This is a genomic window from Pseudoalteromonas aquimarina, assembly GCF_049257255.1.
Taxonomy (GTDB): domain Bacteria; phylum Pseudomonadota; class Gammaproteobacteria; order Enterobacterales; family Alteromonadaceae; genus Pseudoalteromonas.
This window is the reverse complement of record NZ_JBMMUG010000002.1, coordinates 366,384-388,578: the sequence shown is the minus strand read 5'-3', so window position 1 is coordinate 388,578 and position 22,195 is coordinate 366,384. Positions and strand designations below refer to the sequence as shown.

Annotated in this window: 18 protein-coding genes; 14 read left to right on the top strand and 4 right to left on the bottom strand. The window is 41.3% G+C overall.

What is annotated here, in order from left to right:
- Window positions 1-21: 21 nt before the first annotated feature.
- Window positions 22-2,622, bottom strand: coding sequence for a DNA mismatch repair protein MutS (gene mutS, locus AAEU29_RS06720; RefSeq protein WP_421972600.1), 2,601 nt, complete (start codon window positions 2,620-2,622; stop codon window positions 22-24).
- Between the two features lie 35 nt (window positions 2,623-2,657).
- Between mutS and AAEU29_RS06715 the strand changes: the two genes are divergently transcribed.
- The 3 genes from AAEU29_RS06715 (at window position 2,658) to AAEU29_RS06705 (ending at window position 5,805) form a co-directional block, all read left to right on the top strand.
- Window positions 2,658-3,149 carry a CinA family protein gene (locus AAEU29_RS06715; RefSeq protein ID WP_421972599.1) on the top strand — a complete coding sequence of 164 codons (492 nt, stop codon included), beginning with the start codon at window positions 2,658-2,660 and terminating at the stop codon, window positions 3,147-3,149.
- A 65-nt stretch (window positions 3,150-3,214) separates the two neighbouring features.
- The gene (recA, locus tag AAEU29_RS06710) at window positions 3,215-4,264 is read left to right on the top strand and encodes a recombinase RecA (protein ID WP_421972598.1); all 1,050 of its coding nucleotides are present in this window, start codon (window positions 3,215-3,217) and stop codon (window positions 4,262-4,264) included.
- A gap of 167 nt (window positions 4,265-4,431) precedes the next feature.
- On the top strand, window positions 4,432-5,805 hold the full coding sequence (locus AAEU29_RS06705) for a DUF3943 domain-containing protein (RefSeq protein ID WP_421972597.1): 1,374 nt from the start codon (window positions 4,432-4,434) through the stop codon (window positions 5,803-5,805).
- Between the two features lie 79 nt (window positions 5,806-5,884).
- On the opposite strand, the gene AAEU29_RS06700 is transcribed toward AAEU29_RS06705, so the two are convergent.
- The gene (locus AAEU29_RS06700) at window positions 5,885-7,042 is read right to left on the bottom strand and encodes a DcaP family trimeric outer membrane transporter (protein WP_421972596.1); all 1,158 of its coding nucleotides are present in this window, start codon (window positions 7,040-7,042) and stop codon (window positions 5,885-5,887) included.
- Between the two features lie 416 nt (window positions 7,043-7,458).
- On the opposite strand from AAEU29_RS06700, the gene acs reads away from it, so the two are divergent.
- Both acs and AAEU29_RS06690 read left to right on the top strand, forming a co-directional pair.
- Complete coding sequence (gene acs / locus AAEU29_RS06695) at window positions 7,459-9,399, top strand: acetate--CoA ligase (RefSeq protein ID WP_421972595.1); 1,941 nt, start codon at window positions 7,459-7,461, stop codon at window positions 9,397-9,399.
- An 80-nt stretch (window positions 9,400-9,479) separates the two neighbouring features.
- Window positions 9,480-10,130, top strand: coding sequence for a LuxR C-terminal-related transcriptional regulator (locus tag AAEU29_RS06690; protein ID WP_421972594.1), 651 nt, complete (start codon window positions 9,480-9,482; stop codon window positions 10,128-10,130).
- Between the two features lie 73 nt (window positions 10,131-10,203).
- On the opposite strand, the gene AAEU29_RS06685 is transcribed toward AAEU29_RS06690, so the two are convergent.
- Together AAEU29_RS06685 and trhP are read right to left on the bottom strand one after the other, a co-directional pair.
- Window positions 10,204-10,452, bottom strand: a complete 249-nt coding sequence (locus AAEU29_RS06685) for a YfhL family 4Fe-4S dicluster ferredoxin (RefSeq protein WP_274762891.1) — start codon at window positions 10,450-10,452, stop codon at window positions 10,204-10,206.
- Window positions 10,453-10,456: 4 nt separating this feature from the next.
- The gene (trhP, locus tag AAEU29_RS06680; RefSeq protein WP_274762890.1) at window positions 10,457-11,824 is read right to left on the bottom strand and encodes a prephenate-dependent tRNA uridine(34) hydroxylase TrhP; all 1,368 of its coding nucleotides are present in this window, start codon (window positions 11,822-11,824) and stop codon (window positions 10,457-10,459) included.
- Between the two features lie 281 nt (window positions 11,825-12,105).
- Here trhP and ndk point away from each other — a divergent pair, with 281 nt between their 5' ends.
- The 9 genes from ndk to der all read left to right on the top strand — a co-directional run bounded on the left by ndk (window position 12,106) and on the right by der (window position 22,159).
- On the top strand, window positions 12,106-12,537 hold the full coding sequence (ndk, locus tag AAEU29_RS06675) for a nucleoside-diphosphate kinase (protein WP_010560883.1): 432 nt from the start codon (window positions 12,106-12,108) through the stop codon (window positions 12,535-12,537).
- Between the two features lie 233 nt (window positions 12,538-12,770).
- Window positions 12,771-13,904, top strand: a complete 1,134-nt coding sequence (gene rlmN, locus AAEU29_RS06670; protein WP_421972593.1) for a dual-specificity RNA methyltransferase RlmN — start codon at window positions 12,771-12,773, stop codon at window positions 13,902-13,904.
- A 79-nt stretch (window positions 13,905-13,983) separates the two neighbouring features.
- The gene (gene pilW / locus AAEU29_RS06665) at window positions 13,984-15,381 is read left to right on the top strand and encodes a type IV pilus biogenesis/stability protein PilW (RefSeq protein WP_421972592.1); all 1,398 of its coding nucleotides are present in this window, start codon (window positions 13,984-13,986) and stop codon (window positions 15,379-15,381) included.
- On the top strand, window positions 15,378-16,265 hold the full coding sequence (locus tag AAEU29_RS06660) for a RodZ domain-containing protein (RefSeq protein ID WP_421972591.1): 888 nt from the start codon (window positions 15,378-15,380) through the stop codon (window positions 16,263-16,265). Before pilW ends, AAEU29_RS06660 begins: the two co-directional genes overlap by 4 nt.
- A gap of 5 nt (window positions 16,266-16,270) precedes the next feature.
- Window positions 16,271-17,389 carry a flavodoxin-dependent (E)-4-hydroxy-3-methylbut-2-enyl-diphosphate synthase gene (gene ispG, locus AAEU29_RS06655; RefSeq protein ID WP_421972590.1) on the top strand — a complete coding sequence of 373 codons (1,119 nt, stop codon included), beginning with the start codon at window positions 16,271-16,273 and terminating at the stop codon, window positions 17,387-17,389.
- A 90-nt stretch (window positions 17,390-17,479) separates the two neighbouring features.
- Complete coding sequence (gene hisS / locus AAEU29_RS06650) at window positions 17,480-18,754, top strand: histidine--tRNA ligase (protein ID WP_421972589.1); 1,275 nt, start codon at window positions 17,480-17,482, stop codon at window positions 18,752-18,754.
- A 9-nt stretch (window positions 18,755-18,763) separates the two neighbouring features.
- Window positions 18,764-19,396, top strand: a complete 633-nt coding sequence (locus tag AAEU29_RS06645) for a YfgM family protein (protein WP_421972588.1) — start codon at window positions 18,764-18,766, stop codon at window positions 19,394-19,396.
- Between the two features lie 7 nt (window positions 19,397-19,403).
- Complete coding sequence (gene bamB, locus AAEU29_RS06640; protein WP_421972587.1) at window positions 19,404-20,591, top strand: outer membrane protein assembly factor BamB; 1,188 nt, start codon at window positions 19,404-19,406, stop codon at window positions 20,589-20,591.
- Window positions 20,592-20,683: 92 nt separating this feature from the next.
- Window positions 20,684-22,159 carry a ribosome biogenesis GTPase Der gene (der, locus tag AAEU29_RS06635; RefSeq protein ID WP_372770453.1) on the top strand — a complete coding sequence of 492 codons (1,476 nt, stop codon included), beginning with the start codon at window positions 20,684-20,686 and terminating at the stop codon, window positions 22,157-22,159.
- Window positions 22,160-22,195 lie beyond the last annotated feature (36 nt).

Sequence of the window (22,195 nt, the reverse complement as noted above, 5' to 3'; positions counted from 1 at the left end):
TTTGCAACAGGCCAATAGATCCTAGCTATTTTTAGCAAGCTGCTTAAGTTGGTAGATTAAATCAAGCGCCTGACGAGGGGTTAACTCGTTAGGGTCAATTGCAGCAAGTTCTTCTAACACTGGGTTCGGTGCGTCAAATAAACTCGCCTGTTGCGAAAGTGGCGCGCTGGCAACATTTGTTAATGGCATTTCACTGACACTTTGATGCTGCTCTAGTAACGACAACTTTTGTTTGGCACGGTTTATCACCGCCTTAGGTACACCCGCAAGGCTTGCCACTTGTAAACCAAAGCTTTTACTTGCCGCGCCATCAAGTACTGTGTGTTTAAACGCTATGGTATCTTGATATTCAATTGCATCAAGATGCACGTTGGCAAGAATGTCGAGCTGCTCTACCAGTTCGGTCAATTCAAAATAGTGCGTTGCAAACAGGGTTTTCGCAGCAATGTTCTTTGCTAAATATTCTGCCGTTGCCCATGCCAGTGATAGACCATCGTAAGTACTGGTACCGCGACCAATTTCGTCCATTAATACCAGCGAGTTTTCGGTGGCATTATTGAGAATATTGGCGGTTTCGGTCATTTCTACCATAAAGGTTGAACGACCTGAGGCAAGGTCATCGCTCGCACCGATGCGTGTGAAAATACGATCGGTGATGCCAATACTGGCAGATTCTGCCGGAATATATGAACCGATATGTGCCATTAAAACAATGAGTGCTGTTTGACGCATATAAGTTGATTTACCACCCATATTTGGCCCAGTAATAATCAGCATTTTACGTTTATCATCAAGGTAAGTTGGGTTGGCGATAAACGGCTGTTGCATAACAAATTCAACCACAGGGTGGCGGCCGCCTTTAATATCAATACAATTATTATTACTAAGCGTTGGTCTGACATAATCGAGAGATTCTGCACGTTCTGCAAGATTATTGATTACGTCTAACTCACTTAGAGCTGCTGCCATTTTTTGCAACACATCAATTTGCGGCAAAATAATATCGAACAGTTCTTCGTAGAGGCGTTTTTCAAGGGCTAGCGCATTAGATTGGCTGCTCAATACTTTATCTTCATGTTCCTTTAATTCAGGAATGATATAGCGCTCGTTATTTTTCAGTGTTTGCCTGCGTACGTAATCTGCAGGGACATTACTTGCATTGGCTTTACTTACTTCGATGTAATAACCATGTACCTTGTTATAGCTAATTTTTAAGGTGGCAATACCTGTGCGCTCACGCTCACGAATTTCCATTTGCTCGAGAATATCAGTGGCGCCTTTGCTTAAATTACGCCATTGATCAAGCTCCTGATTGTAGCCTGGGGCAATCACACCGCCATCGCGAATTAATACTGGTGGATTGTCGATAATCGCTTGCTCAAGTAAGTCTTGTAACTCAGATAAAATAGGAGTGGCTTGCTTGATTTGCGTTAGGCGCGTGCTGCTCGCATCGTTAATTAAGTCATGAATTGGGTGTAATGTTTGCAGCGCTAAACGCAAACGCGACAAATCACGAGGCCTTGCTGAACGCAGCGCTAAGCGCGCAATAATACGCTCCAAATCGCCAACTTGTTTAAGTGTATCGTGCAGTTCATGGTTAATGGCTAAGTCGTGGATTTCACCGAGTGCATCAAGGCGATTGTTTAATTCTTGTTGATCGCGAATTGGGCTATGCAGGCGACGCTTTAGTAAACGAGAGCCCATTGGCGTCGCTGTTTTATCAAGCACTTGCGCAAGAGTGTTATCAAAACCGCCCGATAGATTGACAGTAAGCTCTAAATTTTTACGGGTTGCCGCATCAAGAATGACATTTTGCTCATTTTGCTCAAGGCCAATCGCATTTAGATGCGGTAATGTCGTGCGCTGGGTATCTTTTACATATTGCATTAAGCAGCCCGCAGCTTGCAGCGCAAGCGCAGCATTTTCAACGCCAAACCCAACTAAATCTTTAGTGCCAAATTGTTTATTTAATGCGGTTTTCGCGCTGTCTAAATCGAACTCCCATATTGGGCGACGGCGCAGACCATTATATTGCTCAATGATACGGGTATTTTCGAGGGTTTCTGGATATAACAATTCAGCAGGTGAAATACGCTGCAAGCTCGATGTCAGTGCTTCGTCATTATCAACTTCTAAAATACGAAAACGTCCAGAGTTAATATCTAGATATGCAATACCATAGGCGCCTTTGTCGTTGTGCGAAATAGCGCATAGTAGATTGTCTTGACGCTCTTTTAATAAGGCTTCGTCTGAAATCGTGCCTGGTGTGATAATACGTACCACTTTGCGCTCAACAGGCCCTTTGCTGGTGGCAGGATCGCCGACTTGTTCGCATATCGCAACTGATTCGCCCATTTGCACTAAGCGTGCAAGGTAGTTTTCAACCGCGTGATAAGGCACGCCCGCCATAGGGATAGGATCACCGCCAGCTTTACCGCGATGAGTTTGCGAAATATCAAGTAATTCGGCAGCGCGCTTGGCATCATCAAAAAACAGTTCGTAAAAGTCGCCCATGCGATAGAAAACGAGAATATCTCGATGCTCAGCCTTAATTTTTAAATATTGCTGCATCATTGGCGTTTGTTGGCTGATAGTATGGTCTGAATATAAATCTAACGGCATAATTGACTAATAGTTGTTATGTAAAAGGTAAAAAAATGATATTACCCGCTCATATTTCTGAGCTAGCGGCAAAGTTGGGTGCTAGTTTAACCAATAAAAAGCTTTGGATCACTACTGCTGAATCATGTACTGGTGGTGGCATTAGCTATGCATTGACCGATACCGCAGGTAGCTCTGCTTATGTTGATCGCTGTTTTGTTACCTATAGCAATGAGGCAAAGCATGAGTTACTAGGTGTAAACACTGATGTACTTGAGCAATTTGGCGCGGTAAGCAAAGAAACCGTAGAACAAATGGTGGTTGGTGCAATGCAAGCTGCTAATGCTGATGTGGGAATTGCTGTTTCTGGCATCGCAGGTCCTGGTGGTGGCAGTGTTGAAAAACCTGTTGGTACTGTATGGATTGCGATAAAAGTACTGGATAAACTATCGCTTAATCACTGTTTATTCACCGGTGATCGTGCCGAAGTTAGACTGCAAGTTATTGAATATTCGTTAGAAAAAGCAATTGAGCTAATAAACTCATAAAAAACACTTGATACTGGTAATCTATACAGTATACTTTGCTGCATAACAGAGATTTGGAGAGTCAAATGGACGATAATAAACAAAAGGCCCTAACAGCTGCGCTATCACAAATTGAACGCCAATTTGGTAAAGGCTCAATTATGAAGCTAGGCGATAGCCAAGCACTTGATATTGAAGCTATTTCAACTGGTTCGCTAGGTATTGATATCGCATTAGGCATTGGCGGTTTACCAACAGGCCGAATTGTTGAAATTTATGGTCCAGAATCATCAGGTAAAACAACGTTAACATTACAAGTAATTGCATCAGCTCAAAAAGAAGGTAAAACCTGTGCTTTCGTTGATGCGGAACATGCCCTAGACCCAGTTTATGCTGAAAAATTAGGTGTAAATGTTGACGAGCTTTTAGTTTCTCAACCTGATACAGGTGAACAAGCATTAGAAATCTGCGATATGTTAGTACGTTCTGGTGCGGTAGATGTGGTGATTGTTGACTCTGTTGCAGCATTAACTCCAAAAGCGGAAATTGAAGGCGATATGGGTGATACCCATGTTGGTTTGCAAGCGCGTTTAATGTCGCAAGCACTGCGTAAGTTAACGGGTAACATCAAGCGTTCAAACACACTTTGTATTTTCATTAACCAAATTCGTATGAAGATTGGTGTAATGTTTGGCAACCCAGAAACTACAACGGGTGGTAATGCACTTAAATTCTACTCTTCAGTTCGTATTGATATCCGACGTACGGGTTCAGTGAAAGAAGGTGATGAAGTTGTTGGTAACGAGACGCGAGTTAAAATTGTTAAAAACAAAGTTGCACCGCCATTTAAGCAAGCTGAATTTATTATCATGTACGGTCAAGGTATCTCAAAAGAAGGTGAGCTAATTGATTTAGGTGTTAAACATAACCTAGTTGATAAAGCCGGAGCATGGTTTAGCTACAAAGGTAGCAAGATTGGTCAAGGTAAAGCTAACTCAATTAAGTTCTTAAAAGAGAACGTTGAGATTGCCAATGAGATTGAGCAAAAGCTTCGTGACATGTTACTTCTTCAAGCAACAATTCAACCTGAAGAAGGTGAAGCAAAAAGCTTAGCTGAAGATGACTTAGAACTATAAGGGCATCACTATTTAAAAAAGGTCACATATGTGGCCTTTTTTGCGTTTATGTTTACATTTTTTTGCTAAGTTTAAGTGTCATACTAGGTAAAAGCGGCTAAAATGTCGTTTTTTTGTAGCTTGCCCAAGAACGGACGCACTTACAGTCAATGAAAATGCTCACTCAAATGATTAAGTTAGCGCTTATTTCCAGCGCGCTGACTCAGCCTTTACTTGCTCAACAGGAAGAGCTAACCCCAATTAACACAAATACAACAAATGATGCTATTAAAGCGATTGAAGTGCCAAGCTACAATTTGCCAAGTAATAGTGATTGGAACTTACACCCTGTACCAGAAGATTTTTATCAATCTCCTTACCAAGTCAATTTATTTTCTGCCGAATACGGACAAGACAGTGAGCGTTTATGGTCACAAACTAAATCGGTAATGGCATACGGTTTTGGTGTAGCTGGCTTTATTCTTATGTTGCCAGAAGATATCTCGAAATGGGATAAGGAAAATGGCGTATTTACAAAATGGAACGAGAATATAAAAGAAGGTCCAACTTGGGATCGTGATGTTTGGTGGTTAAATTGGGTCGGGCACCCGTATTTTGGTGGTGTGTACTACCAAGTTGCGCGTAAATCAGGCTATCGTCAGTGGGATGCGTTTCTTTATTCATTCACTATGAGTACCTTCTATTGGGAATATGGTATTGAAGCATTTGCAGAAGTGCCATCAATGCAAGATCTAGTGATTACACCTGTAATGGGCTGGGCCTACGGTGAATGGGCGTATCAAAAAGAGATGGAAATTCGCAGCCGCGGCGGCGAAGTGTGGGGTTCAAGAACGTTAGGTGATATTTCACTTGTATTACTCGACCCGATTGATGCTGCAGGTAAAGGTATTAATAATTTATTTGGCACTGAAGTAGTTAAAGCGGGCACTGGTGGAATTAATTTTGCCAAAATGCCACTACCAAATGGCGAGTATGAAGATCAGGTTCAATTGAACGTGAACTATCAACTTGGTTCAGGTAAAGCGTACCAAGCACCTACTTATCAGAAGAATTACATCAGCATAAAAGACCCTGTAGATATTGGCGTTATTGGTCTTGGTTTGAATTACGGTGGGTTTAAACCAGGTAAACATTGGGGCTTAGAGCAAGATGCAGCAGATGGCTGGAGTTTAGGACTTTATTATTCACCTAAATTTTCAATGAAACTAGATTACCTTAAAGGTGAGTTAGTAAATGAAAATAGCCAAAAAAACGTGACATTTGAGCAGTTCAATGTGGGCGCTAACTACTACTTTAATACAGAAAGTGATTGGAGACCTTTTGTTAGTGCTGGTGCTGGTGAAATGCTCTACGCTAAAAACAAAGAAGAAAATGGTGATAGCACCTTCGCACTAAATGCGGGGCTGGGTTTACATTACAAAATCAATAATAACTTTGCATTACAACTGGATGCGAAACGTTATTTTAATAGTAAATATAGCAACCACGACGATGCATATAACTTATCACTGATTTACTTTTTTGGTGATGGGCAAAGATAAAAAATAAGCGACCAATTGGTCGCTTATTACTGACAACAACTTAGGAAGCAATCTAAGTTAACTGGTTTGCAAATATGTTTTAAAAAACATACTTAGCAGAAAGTTGTAGGCGGTTGATATCGCCATCAGCACCGCTTTCAGTTTCGCGTTCACCTACTTTATACTCAACACCAAACGTCATTTTCTTCTCTGGTGAATACAGAAGGTTAGCACTGTAGCTCATTGATGTTTTTGTAGGGTCACCGGAAATCGCAAGTAAATCACGGTTATTATCCGCACTGAAATAAGACGCTAAGAAGGTCGAACGAAGCTTGTCACTCCAGTGATGTTGGTAACCAACAAAGCCTGAAATTGAATCGATTGCATCAAGATCGTTACCATTTAACACTGCACCATGTGCAACATTAAGACCGACATAACGGCCTAAGCCTTTACCTGTGGTTACCATGTACTTTAAGTTATTCTTACCAAAATCAAGTCGACCAGATGCACTCACACCAAAAGATGAAGTTGATGCATCAGCACCACCGGCTTTATAGGTAAGTTGTCTTGCAAGACCGGCAACGGTAAAGTGGCCCCAATCACCTTTAAAAGTATAGCGAGCCGTGATATCAGGTAAGCTAGAATCGTCAGTTTCGTTTCGAACTCCACCTGTAGTTGTAATTGTACTCTCTGGGTTTTCTGCAGACACAGAGAAACCGCCAGAGGTATATTTAATCATGGCTTGTCGAACGAACACCGTACCTTCAGCAGGGCCTACGAAATCAAGGGTTTCTGGTAAAGCACTAACGTTTTGGAAGTTTGACCATGCTTGACCGAATAAGAAGCCGTTGTAAGTTACAAATGCTTGACGAATACGAGGTGCGTAAGAGTTAGAAACACGTTCATTACCACCAGGGGACGCCATAAAATCAAGTTCAATTTTGGTATTAATCGACTGGCCGTTGTCTAGTTTAGTCGATGTAGCTAAGTTGAAACGTGATTGACGTGCATGCATATCAAATACTGGATCATTATCAGCATCTGCTCCAACAGGTGTTGTGCTAGGTACGTAAAAATCACGCCCAATGCTTGTGCCACCCACTGTACCTGCTGACCAATCACTCCACATTGCATCTAATTTTACGTAACCACCGTATTTAACATCTGTTGATTCTAAAACACCCGCATGGGCAGACGCACCGAACAATACTGCTAAAACGCTAAGCGCTGTTGTTGTTAGTTTATTGTTTTTCATAACTGTATCCCGATTAAGTTAACATCTTCACTTTTGGCCATGTTCAGATTTTGCTCAATTACCCATTGGTCTATACGACTAAGGTATAGCTAATTTGCATATTACAGAGCGTTTATTCCATTAAACGTATGGAAGTTACTGAAAATGTGAATATTTTGTTAAGAATATAGTTACTTTTTTGCAGTAAACCTAAAAAATGGCAAAATTAATATTTAATAATCTGAATATAAAAGACAATTTAATTTTCTGTAGTATAACTAGTTGTTAAAAAGATGATCTTGATTAGGTACTACTTATATTTAAATTGAGATGCTACTAAGGTCTAATTCTTTATACTACCTAGCTGAGTAATGCTTGAGGGTATTGGTCTAGGTTGCATTTAAGCAACTAGCAACAAAGTTAAAAGGGGACAACACATGTCACAAGAAATCTATCCAGTACCGGCTTCAGTTAAAGAAGCTGCGTTAATCGACGAAGCAAAATACAATGAATTATATCAATGGTCGATTGACGACCCTGAAGCATTTTGGGGTGAGCAAGGTAAGCGTCTTGATTGGATTAAGCCATTTACTAAAGTTAAAAATACCTCATTTGATAAAGGCCATGTAAATATTCGTTGGTATGAAGATGGCCAACTTAATGTCTCTTATAACTGTATTGATCGTCACCTGAAAGATAAAGCCGACAAAGTTGCTTTAATTTGGGAAGGTGACAACCCTGAGCAATCTGAAAATATTACTTATCAGCAACTGCATGATGAAGTGTGTAAATTAGCAAATGGTTTGAAAAAGCTTGGTGTTAAAAAGGGCGACCGAGTTGCTATCTATATGCCAATGACGCCACAAGCTGTATATGCAATGCAAGCATGTGCGCGTATTGGTGCTGTTCATTCTGTAGTTTTTGGTGGCTTCTCACCTTCAGCTATTGCAGATCGTATTAAAGACTCTGGCGCTAAAGTAGTAATCACGTCGGATCAAGGCCGCCGCGGTGGTAATGCGGTACCACTTAAAGCCAATGTTGATGAAGCATTAGCACAACCGGGCGTAGATACAGTCGAAGCGGTTGTTGTTCACCAGCTCACTGCTGGCGATGTTGCTTGGAATGATGTTGATGTTTGGTGGCATGACTTAGTTGCTGATCAAGCAACAACATGTGAACCAGAAATTATGGATGCAGAAGATCCGCTCTTTATCCTTTATACATCTGGCTCTACTGGCCAACCAAAGGGCGTAGTTCACAGCTCTGCAGGTTATTTAGTGTATACCTCGCTTACCCATCAATACGTTTTTGACTTACAAGAAGACGATATTTATTGGTGTAGTGCCGATGTGGGTTGGATCACAGGTCACAGTTATATTGCTTATGGCCCGCTTGCTAATGGCTGTACTCAGGTTATTTTTGAAGGTGTACCAACCTATCCGTCATCAGGTCGTATGGGTGAAGTAGTTGATAAGCATAATGTAACGATTCTTTATACTGCACCTACAGCAATTCGTGCGCTAATGGCGAAAGGTGATGAGCCTACAGCTTCGTCTAAGCGTGAATCATTACGTATTTTAGGTTCAGTTGGCGAACCAATTAACCCTGAAGCATGGGCTTGGTATTACGAGAACATTGGTAACAGTAAGTGTCCAATTGTCGATACTTGGTGGCAAACTGAAACTGGCGGTGTGATGATTACACCACTACCGGGTGCAACAGATCTTAAACCAGGCTCAGCAACGCGTCCATTCTTTGGTATTTTACCAGCATTATTTGATGCAGAAGGTGAAACACTGCAAGGTGCAACAGAGGGTAACTTAGTTATTCTTGATAGTTGGCCATCACAAGCGCGCACAGTTTATGGCGACCATGAACGCTTTGAACAAACGTATTTCTCAGCCTACCCAGGTGTGTATTTCACAGGTGATGGTTGTCGCCGTGATGAAGATGGTTACTACTGGATCACTGGACGTGTTGATGACGTATTAAACGTATCAGGTCACCGCCTAGGTACAGCAGAAATCGAAAGTGCACTTGTAGCCCATGAAGCGGTTGCTGAAGCTGCGGTTGTTGGTTTCCCACACGATATTAAGGGTCAGGGGATTTACGTATACATTACACCGAATGATGGTGTTGCAGTAAGTGATGAGTTGACCAAAGAAGTACGTAATTGGGTACGTAAAGAACTAAGCCCAATTGCAACACCAGATATGATCCAATGGTCTCCAGGTTTACCAAAAACACGCTCAGGTAAGATTATGCGTCGTATTTTACGTAAGATCGCTGCAAATGAATACCAACAGTTAGGTGATACATCAACGCTAGCAGATCCGAGTGTTGTTGAGGAGTTAATCGAAAACCGCTTAAACCGTTAATTAGGTTTGAGAATCGACTAAACTCGCAGTAACATGAAGGCTGTTATCAGTGATAACAGCCTTTTTATTAGGAGTCATATATGAGCAAGTTTTTGATAGCGGATGATCACCCTTTGTTTCGCGAAGCACTTAAAGGGGCTTTAAATGGCAGTTTCGATGATTTAGAAATCTTTGAATCAGAGAATTTTGATACAACGCTCAATGTACTAGAACAACAACAAGAGCTCGATTTACTATTATTAGACCTACATATGCCAGGCAGTGGTGATTTGTACGGTTTAATTCGCATTCGTGAAGATTACCCCGATTTACCTATTGCCGTTGTCTCAGGCACTGAAGATATTCAAGTTGTTTCTAAAGTGATGAGTTATGGTGCCCTTGGTTTTATTCCTAAATCATCCTCATCAGCACAAATAGCTGAAGCTATTGAAGAAATTTTAGATGGTGAAACTTGGTTACCAACATCAATGGCAGATAAAGTGGAAGAAGTGATTGAGCAAGACGCAGAGCTTGCGCAGCAAGTTGCATCACTCACACCACAGCAATACAAAGTTTTAAGTTATTTACATGAAGGTTTACTCAATAAGCAAATCGCTTACGAGCTAAACATTTCAGAAGCTACAGTGAAAGCACATATCACCGCAATTTTTAGAAAGCTTGGCGTGTATAATCGTACCCAAGCGGTGTTAATTGCGAGCAAGCTTCAATTAGAACCTGTTGAATCCAATTAAACCATTCACACATAAAAAAACCGAGCATCTTAGCTCGGTTTTTTATTATGTGTTTAAATATAACTGTCATGTTTTAGCTTGAAGTTAAGCGAATAAACTTCTCAGCTAACTCATCAAGTGTTTCATTGTGTTCAGGGTCTTTTTTAATGCAGTCAATTGGGCACACACTTACACAGGTTGGTTGGTCATAGTGGCCAACACACTCAGTGCATTTATTGGGATCAATTTGATAAATTTTTTCACCCATGTAAATTGCCTGATTAGGGCATTCAGGGTCGCACATATCACAATTGATACACTTCGAATTTATCATCAACGCCATGATATTAGGCCTTTTTAAAAGGGTTACGCGTATCTTGGTCTGAATCTAAATTACGTAATAAAATCGCTTTATCAAGGTCAATATCTTCCGGCAATGGAATTTTTACAATATGACCTGAGCCTTTTGCATCATCGATACGTTCACCTTTCTTATTTTCCATATGATCTAAGGTAAACTGGATGTTGCCTTGTGGTGTCATAAGTTCCATTGAGTGGCCTGTACAGAACTTATTTTTCACATCAATTTCAACCAAACCATTGTTGTGACGACCTAACACTTCCCCCACGAATTGTTGTTTATCTGAAACTGAGTGACCATATTCATAGTTTTGATACTCTTGATGTACATGACGCTTTAAGAAGCCTTCGGTATAACCGCGGTGTGCGAGGTTTTCTAAGGTGCGCATTAAGTTTGGATCAAACGGCTTACCAGCAACTGCATCATCAATCGCTTTACGATAAACCTGTGCAGTTCGTGCAACGTAGTAGAACGACTTAGTGCGTCCTTCAATCTTTAAACTATGTACACCCATTTTGGTAAGTTGATCAACGTACTGTACTGCACGTAAATCTTTCGAATTCATTATGTAAGTGCCATGCTCATCTTCAAACGCAGGCATATATTCGCCAGGGCGACCTTGCTCTTCCAGCATAAATACTTCGTTTGTTGGTGCACCTTCACCTAACGTTGGGATCACTGAGCTTGGGTCAATTTTATGCACAACATCACCGGTTTCGGTTTCTTTACCCGGTTTTACATCGTATTCCCAACGACATGCATTGGTGCAGGTACCTTGATTTGGGTCGCGCTTATTGATGTATCCTGAAAGCAAACAGCGACCAGAGTACGCCATGCATAATGCACCGTGAACAAACACTTCCAATTCGGTTTCAGGGCATAACTCTCGAATTTGGCCGATTTCTTCTAGCGATAATTCGCGTGATAAAATAACCCGTTCAACCCCTTGCTGCGCCCAGAACTTAACCGTTGCATAGTTTACCGCATTAGCTTGAACCGATAAGTGAATCGGCATATCTGGCCATTTTTCACGAACCAACATAATTAAACCAGGATCAGACATAATCAAGGCATCAGGGCCCATTTCAATTACTGGTTCAATATCACGTAGGTAGGTATTTACCTTAGCGTTGTGTGGCGCAATATTTGATACCACATACAGTTTTTTACCTAAATCGTGTGCTTCATTGATCCCGAGCGCTAAATTATCAAGGTCGAACTCGTTATTACGCACGCGCAAACTGTAACGTGGTTGACCTGCGTAGACTGCATCTGAACCATAGGCAAAGGCATAACGCATATTTTTAAGGCTGCCTGCTGGCGATAATAATTCAGGCACAAAAGGTTTGTTCATTTGGATATCCTCATACATCGAACTGGGTTCTGGCCAGTTGCATGATTAAAAAAGCGCGCAATTTTATCAAAGAGCAAATTAACGGATGTTGATGTAGATCAACTTTTCAAAGGAGCTTGCGATAGCGTCATCAAAACGCGCAAAACTAAGCGGATTAATAGGAAAAATTCTTTTTTGATGGAAAAATGAGCAGAATATTTTCGGTTTTAATAGGATTTTCACACAAATATGCGTATAATTCGCGGCCGTTAAAATCATTAATTATTTATGGAGCATAAAAGATGGCTTTAGAGCGTACTTTTTCTATCGTAAAACCTGATGCAGTTGCTAAAAACCACATCGGTGCTATCTACAACCGTTTCGAAACTGCTGGTCTTAAAATCGTTGCAGCTAAAATGGTTCACCTTTCAAAAGAAAAAGCTGAAGGTTTCTACGCTGAGCACAGCGAGCGTCCTTTCTTCGGTGCTTTAGTTGAGTTCATGACATCTGGTCCAGTAATGGTTACTGTTCTTGAAGGTGAGAACGCAGTACTTAAAAACCGTGAAATCATGGGTGCTACTAACCCTGCTGAAGCACTAGCTGGTACTTTACGTGCTGACTACGCAGACAGCATCGACGAAAACGCTGTTCACGGTTCAGACGCTGTAGAATCAGCTGCACGTGAAATCGCGTACTTCTTCTCTGACGAAGAAATCTGTCCACGTACTCGTTAATTCTAACGACGTAGACAAGCTGCATTAACTTTGTGATGCAGGAGAAAAGGGCTCTTTAGCCCTTTTCTTGTCATTTTGAACTAAAGCCAAGAATTTCATTCAAATTGTCACCTTTGCTTTAAATTTATAAATACGCCTTACTGACATCACATTCCATTTGAAGGTGTATAAAAGTAAAGCAAAGTTGATATTTCGACTAATATTGAGTTGTGTTACGTACTGGGGTCTGAGTTATGAGTGCTGCGGAAAAGAAAATTAATTTACTGGATTTAACCCGTGAAGGAATGCGTGAGTTATTTGTTTCGTGGGGTGAAAAGCCGTTCCGTGGCGATCAGGTAATGAAATGGATGTACCATTTCGGCATTGATAACTTTGACGAGATGTCAAATATCAACAAAAAGCTAAAAGCTAAATTACACGCTGAGTGTGAAATTAAAGCGCCTGAAATCTCTGTAAAACAAGTGGCTTCAGACGGCACTATTAAGTACGCATTGGTACTTGAAGGTGGTCAAGAAGTTGAAACTGTATGGATCCCAGAAAAAGACCGTGCAACCTTGTGTGTTTCGTCACAAGTAGGTTGTGCCCTTGAATGTACCTTCTGCTCAACAGCACAGCAGGGTTTTAACCGTAACTTAAAAGTATCTGAAATCATTGGTCAGGTTTGGCGCGTAGCAAAAGATATCGGTTTACACGGTGACTCAACAAAACGTCCTATTACCAATGTGGTAATGATGGGTATGGGTGAGCCACTGTTAAACATCAATAATGTTGTACCAGCAATGGAACTGATGATGGATGATTGGGCGTTTGGCCTTTCCAAGCGTCGCGTAACATTGAGTACTTCAGGTGTTGTACCTGCACTGGATATTCTAAAAGAAAAAATTGATGTTGCATTGGCTATTTCGCTTCACGCACCTAACAACGAACTGCGTGATGTACTAGTACCTATCAATAAAAAGTACCCAATTGAAGAGTTTCTAGCTGCATGTCGTCGTTACATTGATGGTTCAAAAGCAAACAAAGATGTGACAATTGAATATGTTATGTTGCAAGGTGTAAATGACAGCACTGATCATGCCCATGAGCTGGTTAAAGTGCTAAAAGGTACTCCATCAAAAATTAACCTTATTCCGTTTAACCCATTCCCAGGTAATGAATATGGCCGTTCAAGCAATAGCCGTATTGACCGCTTCTCGAAGGTGCTTCAAGCTGCTGGCTTAACTTGTATTGTGCGCCGTACTCGCGGTGATGATATTGATGCAGCGTGTGGTCAATTAGTGGGTGATGTGGTTGACCGTACTAAACGTGTTATGAAGAAAAAGCAGCTTGATGATAATAAAATCGCTGTAAATACAGTTAACCCATAATTGGTACTAATAAAAAATTAGATGATCCCAACGCTAATTCGGGTAGAATTAAGGTAATTGTCAGAAAATGAGTATAACTATGCGTCGTTCAATATTAGTAGGTGTTGCAGTGCTTGCAACAACAGGATGTGTAACCGAAAGTGTGTATGTAGGCAGCGATAAACCGGTTGTAGAAAATCGCATCGATAATGATGAAGCTGCAAGAACACGTATCTCTCTGGCATTAAAATATTTAGCGTCAGGCGATAGTACACAAGCAAAATATAACCTTGAGCGTGCTGCAAAATTTTCACCAAAGCTTCCTGAAGTGCATTACACCACTGCTTATTATTATCAGCAAGTGGGTGAAAATGAGCTTGCTAAAGACTCTTACCTGCGCGCAATTGACATTGCACCAAATGACCCAAATACCCTGAATAACTATGGTGTATTTTTATGTGGCTTAGGTGAATACGATGAAGCATCAGAGTACATTTTACGTGCGATTGAAGTACCAAGCTATCTACGTGTTTCGCAAAGTTATGAAAACCTAGCCCTTTGTGCCATTGAAAATAACGAATTCGATGAAGCGGAGGAGTATCTAGAAGCATCTGTTAAGCACAGCCCTTCGCGTGGTTCTTCATTGGTCAACTTGTCTGCGATTTATTACGCTAAAAGTGATTTACATCGTGCGCAAACGTTTATGAACCGCTATGAAAAATCAGGCCGTATTTCTTCTCGTTCGTTGATGTTGTCATACTTAATTGAAAGCCGTATGGGTCATATTGAAAAGGCCAGTACCATAGCGCTTACGTTACATCAAACGTATGGTAACTCAATTGAAGCGAAGCAAATTAAACAAAAGAAAACCGCTGACAGTGAGTTCGAGCGCCTGCGCGAAAGATACCGTAAAAATGAAATCAGTAAACTGAAAAAAGAGCTTAATCCAGATGGTGAAGCGGTTGTTAAAAAACCAAAAGTTAAAGTGGTTAAACGCAAAACTCCAGCTGAAGAAGCACAAGTAACCGTTTCTGAAAAAGTAGATATCGAACCGCAAGCACAAGTTGAAGTGGCAAAACCGATTCAACAAGTAACTAAAAATGAAGTTGTTTTAGCGCAAGCTAAAAAAGCTGAAGATGCAGGCGAAGCGGTAGATCAGGTTGCAACGCCATTAAAACTTGTTGAAACGCCTTATCACATAATGAAAGGTGGCGAAAACTTATTCTCAGTATCGGTTAAATACAATGTGAAACTGGCAAAACTGCTTGAGTGGAATGGTTTAACAGAAAACGATCCTGTTTTTGCAGGCACAAAAATCTATCTAAATAATCCGAATGTGTACCACTTAGTTAAAGATGGCGATACGTTATTTAGCATTTCTGTGAAGTATAACTTACGCATGAAATCACTGGCTGAGTGGAACGATATACAAGAATCGGCAACTTTAAGCCCTGGCAATAAAATTATATTAGTGAATCCAAAAACTTACGCACTATGACCGAAGAAGTATTAGAGCAACAGCCAAGCATCAAGTTAGGCGTGCAACTTTCAAACGCACGTGAACAATTTAATGTTTCGGTTGATGAAATGGCGCACAAGTTAAAACTAACCGCAAAACAAATTGAAGCACTGGAAGGTGAAGATTATAGCCAGTTAGGCCCAGTTACATTTGTGAAGGGCTATATTCGCAGTTATTGCCGCGAATTTTCACTTAATGAAGCGGATTTAATGACACTATTTTCGCATCAACGTGAAGAGGCAGAAAAGCGCATGCAAAGCTTCTCACGTCGCACTGAGCGTGAAGCGAAAGATAATAGATTAATGCTGTTTAGCTATGCCATTATCGCCTTGATCATCGGTTCTTCTTTGTTTATTTGGTGGCAAAATCGAGACGTTGCGCCTATCGCCTCAGAAAAACAAACTGTGGCGCAAACGAGCGATAATGAAGAGATTGAAGCTGTAAAAAGCGATAGATTGCCAATTCAGCAAGCCGACACGTTAGAGCCTCTAAAACTTGCTGCTAATGATGTTGAGATCAGCAATACTCAGGTAGATAAGTCTCTAGAACAAATAGAAGCGCAGCCAGTGACTAAAACGGTTGAAAACAAGAGTGTGCCGACTAAGCGTGCTACTAATGTTGATACCATTACAATGACTTTTAAAGATGATAGTTGGGTTGAGATTTTTGACGCTGATGGCGAGCGTGTCGCGTTTGGTGTCAAGAAAAAAGGCTATGTAATGACGCTTGAAGGTAAGGCGCCGTTCAACGTGGTACTCGGTAAGCATTATATTGTTGATGTTAAATTTAATGGCGATTTAATTGATATTTCGCATTTTCCAACTAACCGTTTAGCCAAATTTAGCCTGCCGTTGAGTGAGTAATAAGTATGTTTTCAGAATCTCCAATAAAACGTCGTAAATCGAAACGCATTTATGTAGGAAATGTACCGATTGGTGATGGTGCACCCATTGCTGTGCAATCAATGACCAATACTGAAACTACAGATGTTGCCGCTACTGTTGCGCAAATCAAAGCGATTCAAGATGCTGGTGCTGATATTGTGCGCGTATCTGTACCAACCATGGATGCAGCTGAAGCATTTAAAGAAATCAAGCAACAAGTAGATATCCCATTAGTTGCAGATATTCACTTTGATTACCGCATCGCATTAAAAGTTGCTGAATACGGTGCTGACTGTTTACGTATCAACCCAGGTAATATTGGCAGCGAAGAGCGAATCCAAGCCGTGGTAGATGCTGCGCGTGAAAAGAATATTCCAATTCGCATTGGTGTTAATGGCGGCTCGCTAGAGCGTGATATTCAAGAAAAGTACGGTGAACCTACACCTGAGGCGTTACTTGAATCAGCAATGCGCCATGTCAATATTCTAAAACGCTTAAATTTTGAAAACTTCAAAGTATCGGTTAAAGCGTCTGATGTTTTTCTAGCTGTTGGTGCGTACCGCTTATTAGCAAAAGAAATAGAACAACCGCTGCATTTAGGCATTACTGAAGCGGGTGGTTTTAGAGCTGGCTCAGTTAAATCTGCAGTTGGACTAGGCATGTTACTTGCCGAGGGCATTGGTGATACGCTACGTGTATCGCTTGCGGCTGATCCTGTTCAAGAGATCAAAGTTGGTTTTGATATTTTAAAGTCTCTGCGTATTCGTTCGCGTGGTATTAACTTCATTGCTTGTCCAAGTTGTTCACGTCAAGAGTTTGATGTTGTTAGCACCATGAACCAACTGGAAGAGCGCTTAGAAGACGTTATTGAGCCTGTAACTGTTTCTGTTATTGGCTGTGTGGTAAATGGCCCAGGCGAGGCGCTTGTCAGTGATTTAGGCTTGGCGGGCGCGAATAAGCGTTCAGGCTTATATATCAATGGTGAGCGTCAAAAAACACGGATTGATAACAATCAAATTGTTGACCAATTAGAAACACAAATTCGCGATTACATCGCTAAAAAGAGTACTGAACAACAAATAGACGTTAAGTTAGTTGAGTAAGTAGTCTCGTTGGGTATAATTGACAATCTTCTTTTTCTGGGGCGATTTCGCCCCATGCATTTAATTAGCATTAGGGTAAGGTAAGGCAGCGTGGCAAAACAAATCCAAGCAGTTCGCGGCATGAATGACTGTGTACCAGGTGATACTCAGGTATGGCAGAAAGTAGAAAATATTTTACGCGAAACAGTTGCATCATATGGCTATCAAGAAATTCGTTTCCCAATTGTTGAATCAACTGATTTGTTTAAGCGCTCAATTGGTGAAGTTACGGATATCGTTGAAAAGGAAATGTACACCTTTGAAGACCGTAACGGTGACAGCCTTACGTTACGCCCTGAAGGTACAGCTGTATGCGTACGCGCAGGTAATCAAAACGGCCTTCTTTACAACCAAGAACAACGACTTTGGTATATGGGACCAATGTTCCGTCACGAAAGACCACAAAAAGGGCGCTACCGTCAGTTTCACCAGTTTGGCTTGGAAGTATTTGGTTTTGAAACTGCAGACATTGACGCAGAAGTAATTATTTTAACGGCGCGTTTATGGCAAGCGTTTGGTATCAGTGATCATGTGCGTTTAGAGCTGAACTCACTTGGTTCAAATGAGGCGCGTGCTAAATACCGTGATGCATTAGTTGCTTACCTTGAACAAAATATTGATGCTTTAGATGAAGATTCAAAGCGCCGTATGCACTCAAATCCATTACGTGTACTCGATAGCAAAAACCCAGATGTACAAGCTGTTTTAGTGAACGCACCTAAACTGTCAGAGCATTTAGATGAAGAATCACAACAACATTTTGCAAATTTATGTGAACGTTTAGATGCAGCGGGTATCGAATATCAGGTTAATGAAAAGCTGGTTCGTGGTTTAGATTATTACAATCGCACAGTTTTTGAATGGGTAACCGAAAGCTTAGGTGCTCAGGGTACCGTTTGTGCTGGCGGTCGTTACGATGGCTTAGTAGAGCAATTAGGTGGTAAAGCAACGCCTGCAGTTGGTTTTGCAATGGGTATGGAACGTTTAGTTCTATTACTGCAAGAGCTTAACTGCGTTGGTGAAATTCGTCGTACCAGTGATGTTTATATCGCAGCAATGGGCGATGCAGCGAGCATTCAAGCGCCAGTAATTGCTGAAAAGTTACGTGTTAAAGTACCTGGTATTCGCATTATTGTGCATGCCGGTGGCGGTAACTTTAAGAAACAATTAAAACGAGCAGATAAAAGTGATGCGGTTTACGCACTAATTATTGGTGAAAGTGAACTTGAGAACAATCAAGTGACAGTAAAGCACTTACGTGAGCATCAAGAACAACAAACACTAGATTTAGATCAAGCAGCCGAGTTGCTAAAAGGCTTGGTATAAGAGGTTAGAATGGAAATTTATTCAACAGAAGAACAACAAGCAGAAGCAATAAAACGATTTTTCCGTGAAAATGGCACATCTTTAATTGCCGGTGTAGTAATTGGTTTAGGTGGTTTATATGGCTGGAAAGCTTATAACCAATCGCAAATTGATAGTGCAGAAGCTGCATCTGACGCTTATACGCAATTAATTTCTAAAGCAGGTCAAGATGATTCAGACGTGCTAGCAAAGTCTGACGCGTTTTTAGCTGAATATAAAGATTCAAGCTATGCAGTACTTGCTGCATTTGTAACTGCACGTGAAGCGGTTGATGCAAAGAATTACGCAGCTGCGAAAGAAAAGCTAGAGTGGATTGTTACTAATTCATCACAAGCTGAACTAAAAGCAGTAGCGACAACACGCATTGCACGTATTGAACTGGCTGAAGGTAACTTTGATGCTGCGCTAGCGAAGTTAAATACGACATTACCAGAGGCATTTAAATCACAAGTTGAAGAGTTAAAAGGTGATATTTATCTAGCAAAAGAAGATAAAGACAATGCCCGTTTAGCGTATCAAGCAGCGATTGATGCTGCGGGCGAAGCGCCAAGCCAACTTCTTCAAGTTAAATTGGATAATCTTGCCGTTGCACAGTCGCTGTAGGTGATTTATGAAAAAAATTACCTTAGCTAGTTTGCTATTACTCACCTTAGGGTTAGCAGGATGTTCGTCGAGTGATGACGAGGAAGATGAGTTAAAGCTGCCTGAAATTGTAAATCAATTTGAAGCCGATAGCGTTTGGCAAACCAGTGTTGGTTCAGGTGTTGAACATTACTTTTCGCGTCTTTCACCTGTGGTTTACAAAGACACTGTTTTTGTTGCATCACGCGGTGGTGAAGTAAAAGCGATAGACATTAATACTGGTAAGCAATTGTGGCGTGCTGACTTACGTGAAAACCCAGCGTTTTGGCCATGGGCAGATGACGACAGTGCAAAACTTTCCGGTGGTTTAAGTGAAGCGTACGGCAAAATTTTTGTCGGCACTGAGCGTGGTGAAGTGATTGCACTTGACCGTGAAACAGGTGAGCTTGCATGGCGCAAAAAAGTGCCAGGCGAAGCGCTTTCAGCGCCAGCAGCAGGTGATGGCTTAATTTATGTGAATTTAGGCTCAGGCAAACTTGTCGCACTTCACCCTGATGAAGGTGAACAGCGCTGGGTATATGAGCATGAAGTACCAGCGTTAACTCTGCGTGGTATTAGTTCACCGCAGTCTGCTAATGGCGGTGTTATTTTCGGTGAAGAAAATGGCAAGCTTTCAGTAGTTATTGCGGAAAACGGCTTTTTAGCATGGCAAGCTGATGTAGCAGTGCCGCAAGGTACTTCTGAATTTGAGCGTTTAGCGGATGTTGATACGCAGCCAATTATCCAAGGTTCAACAGTTTACTCATTGGCTTACAATGGCAATTTAGTAGCTGTGGATGTACGTAGTGGAAACGTACTTTGGAAACGTGAATACAGTGGTTATCGTGATTTTACTATCGATGGTCGTAACATCTATTTGGTAGATAGCCAAGGTTCTATCTATGCTTTAGATGCAAGCTCAGGTATTGAACGTTGGAGTCAGCCAGCACTTAATGGTTGGTTCTTAACAGGCCCTACGGTATTTGGTAACTACTTAGTAACTGGTGATCAGGAAGGTAATCTGCACTGGTTAGATAAAGAAACAGGTGATCTTGTTTCGCGTAGTGAATTCGATAGTTCTGGTTTTTATGTAGAACCAGTAACTGCGGGTGATAAGTTAATTGTTATCACTCGTGACGGTGAAGTTAGCTTAGTTAACTTACCACTAGCGAATTAATAGTTTATTGCCAAGTGTTACTTGGCAAATTAAAGGCTTCGTTACGGCTTGCTCTGGACGAAGCCTTTTGTTGTTTATTTAAGAGGTTGAATATGCTTCCTGTGATTGCCCTTGTGGGTCGTCCTAATGTTGGGAAATCAACATTATTTAATCGGTTAACGCGTACGCGTGACGCCCTTGTTGCGGACTTCCCAGGTCTAACACGTGATCGTAAATATGGCCAAGCAAGTTATGAAGATTATGAATTCATTCTAGTTGATACTGGCGGTATTGATGGTTCTGAACAGGGCATTGAATCTGAAATGGCTGAACAATCGCTGTTAGCGATTGAAGAAGCGGATATCGTGATGTTTTTAGTGGATGCCAGAGCAGGTTTAACTGCGTCTGATCTTGGCATTGCAGACCACTTACGTAAACAACAAAAGAAAGTATTCGTTGTTGCTAATAAAATTGACGGTATTGATGCTGACTCTAACTGTGCTGAATTTTATCAGCTCGCATTAGGCGAAGTGTATCAAATTGCTGCAGCTCATGGCCGTGGTATTACATCATTACTTGATACTGCATTACAGCCAGTAATTGCTGAATATGCTGAGGCATACCGTGCAGCAAACCCTGAAGAATTCGAAGATGAATTAGTTGATTCACTTTATGACGATGAGAATGAAGGGGAAGACGTTGACGGTGAGCGCCCAGACAAGCCGGTTAAGCTTGCGATTATTGGTCGTCCAAACGTAGGTAAATCAACACTCACTAACCGTATTTTAGGTGAAGAACGCGTAATTGTGTACGATATGCCAGGCACCACTCGTGACTCTGTGTATATTCCAATGACGCGCAATGAAAAAGAATACGTACTGATTGATACTGCAGGTGTGCGTAAGCGTAAAAAAGTATCAGACGTTGTTGAAAAGTTCTCGGTAATTAAAACCCTGAAAGCTATTGAAGATGCAAACGTTGTATTATTGGTAATTGATGCCCGCGAAGGTATCAGCGACCAAGACTTAAGTTTATTAGGTTATACGCTAAATGCAGGTCGTTCATTGGTAATTGCTGTGAACAAGTGGGATGGACTAGATACGGACGTGAAAGAGCGTATTAAATCAGAACTAGATCGTCGTTTAGGCTTTATTGATTTTGCCCGTATTCACTTTATCTCTGCACTTCATGGCACTGGTGTTGGCCATTTATTTGAATCAGTTGATGAAGCGTATGAGTCTGCTACCAAACGTATCAGTACTGCGATGCTGCGCCGAATTATGGACATGGCACAAGCGGATCACCAGCCACCATTAGTGCGTGGTCGTCGTGTTAAGCTTAAATATGCGCACGCAGGGGGTTATAACCCTCCGATTATCGTTATTCACGGTAACCAAGTAAAAGACCTGCCAGATTCATATAAGCGTTATATGATGAATTACTATCGCAAAGCATTGAAAGTAATGGGCACGCCAATCAAGATTGAATTTAGAGAAGGCGATAACCCTTACGCTGGCCGTACTAATAAAATGACGTTGTCACAGCAGCGTCAGCGCAAACGCATTTCTAAAATGTATACGAAAAAGTAATACTTTTAGATTTGTTTAAAAAAGCACCTTGATGGT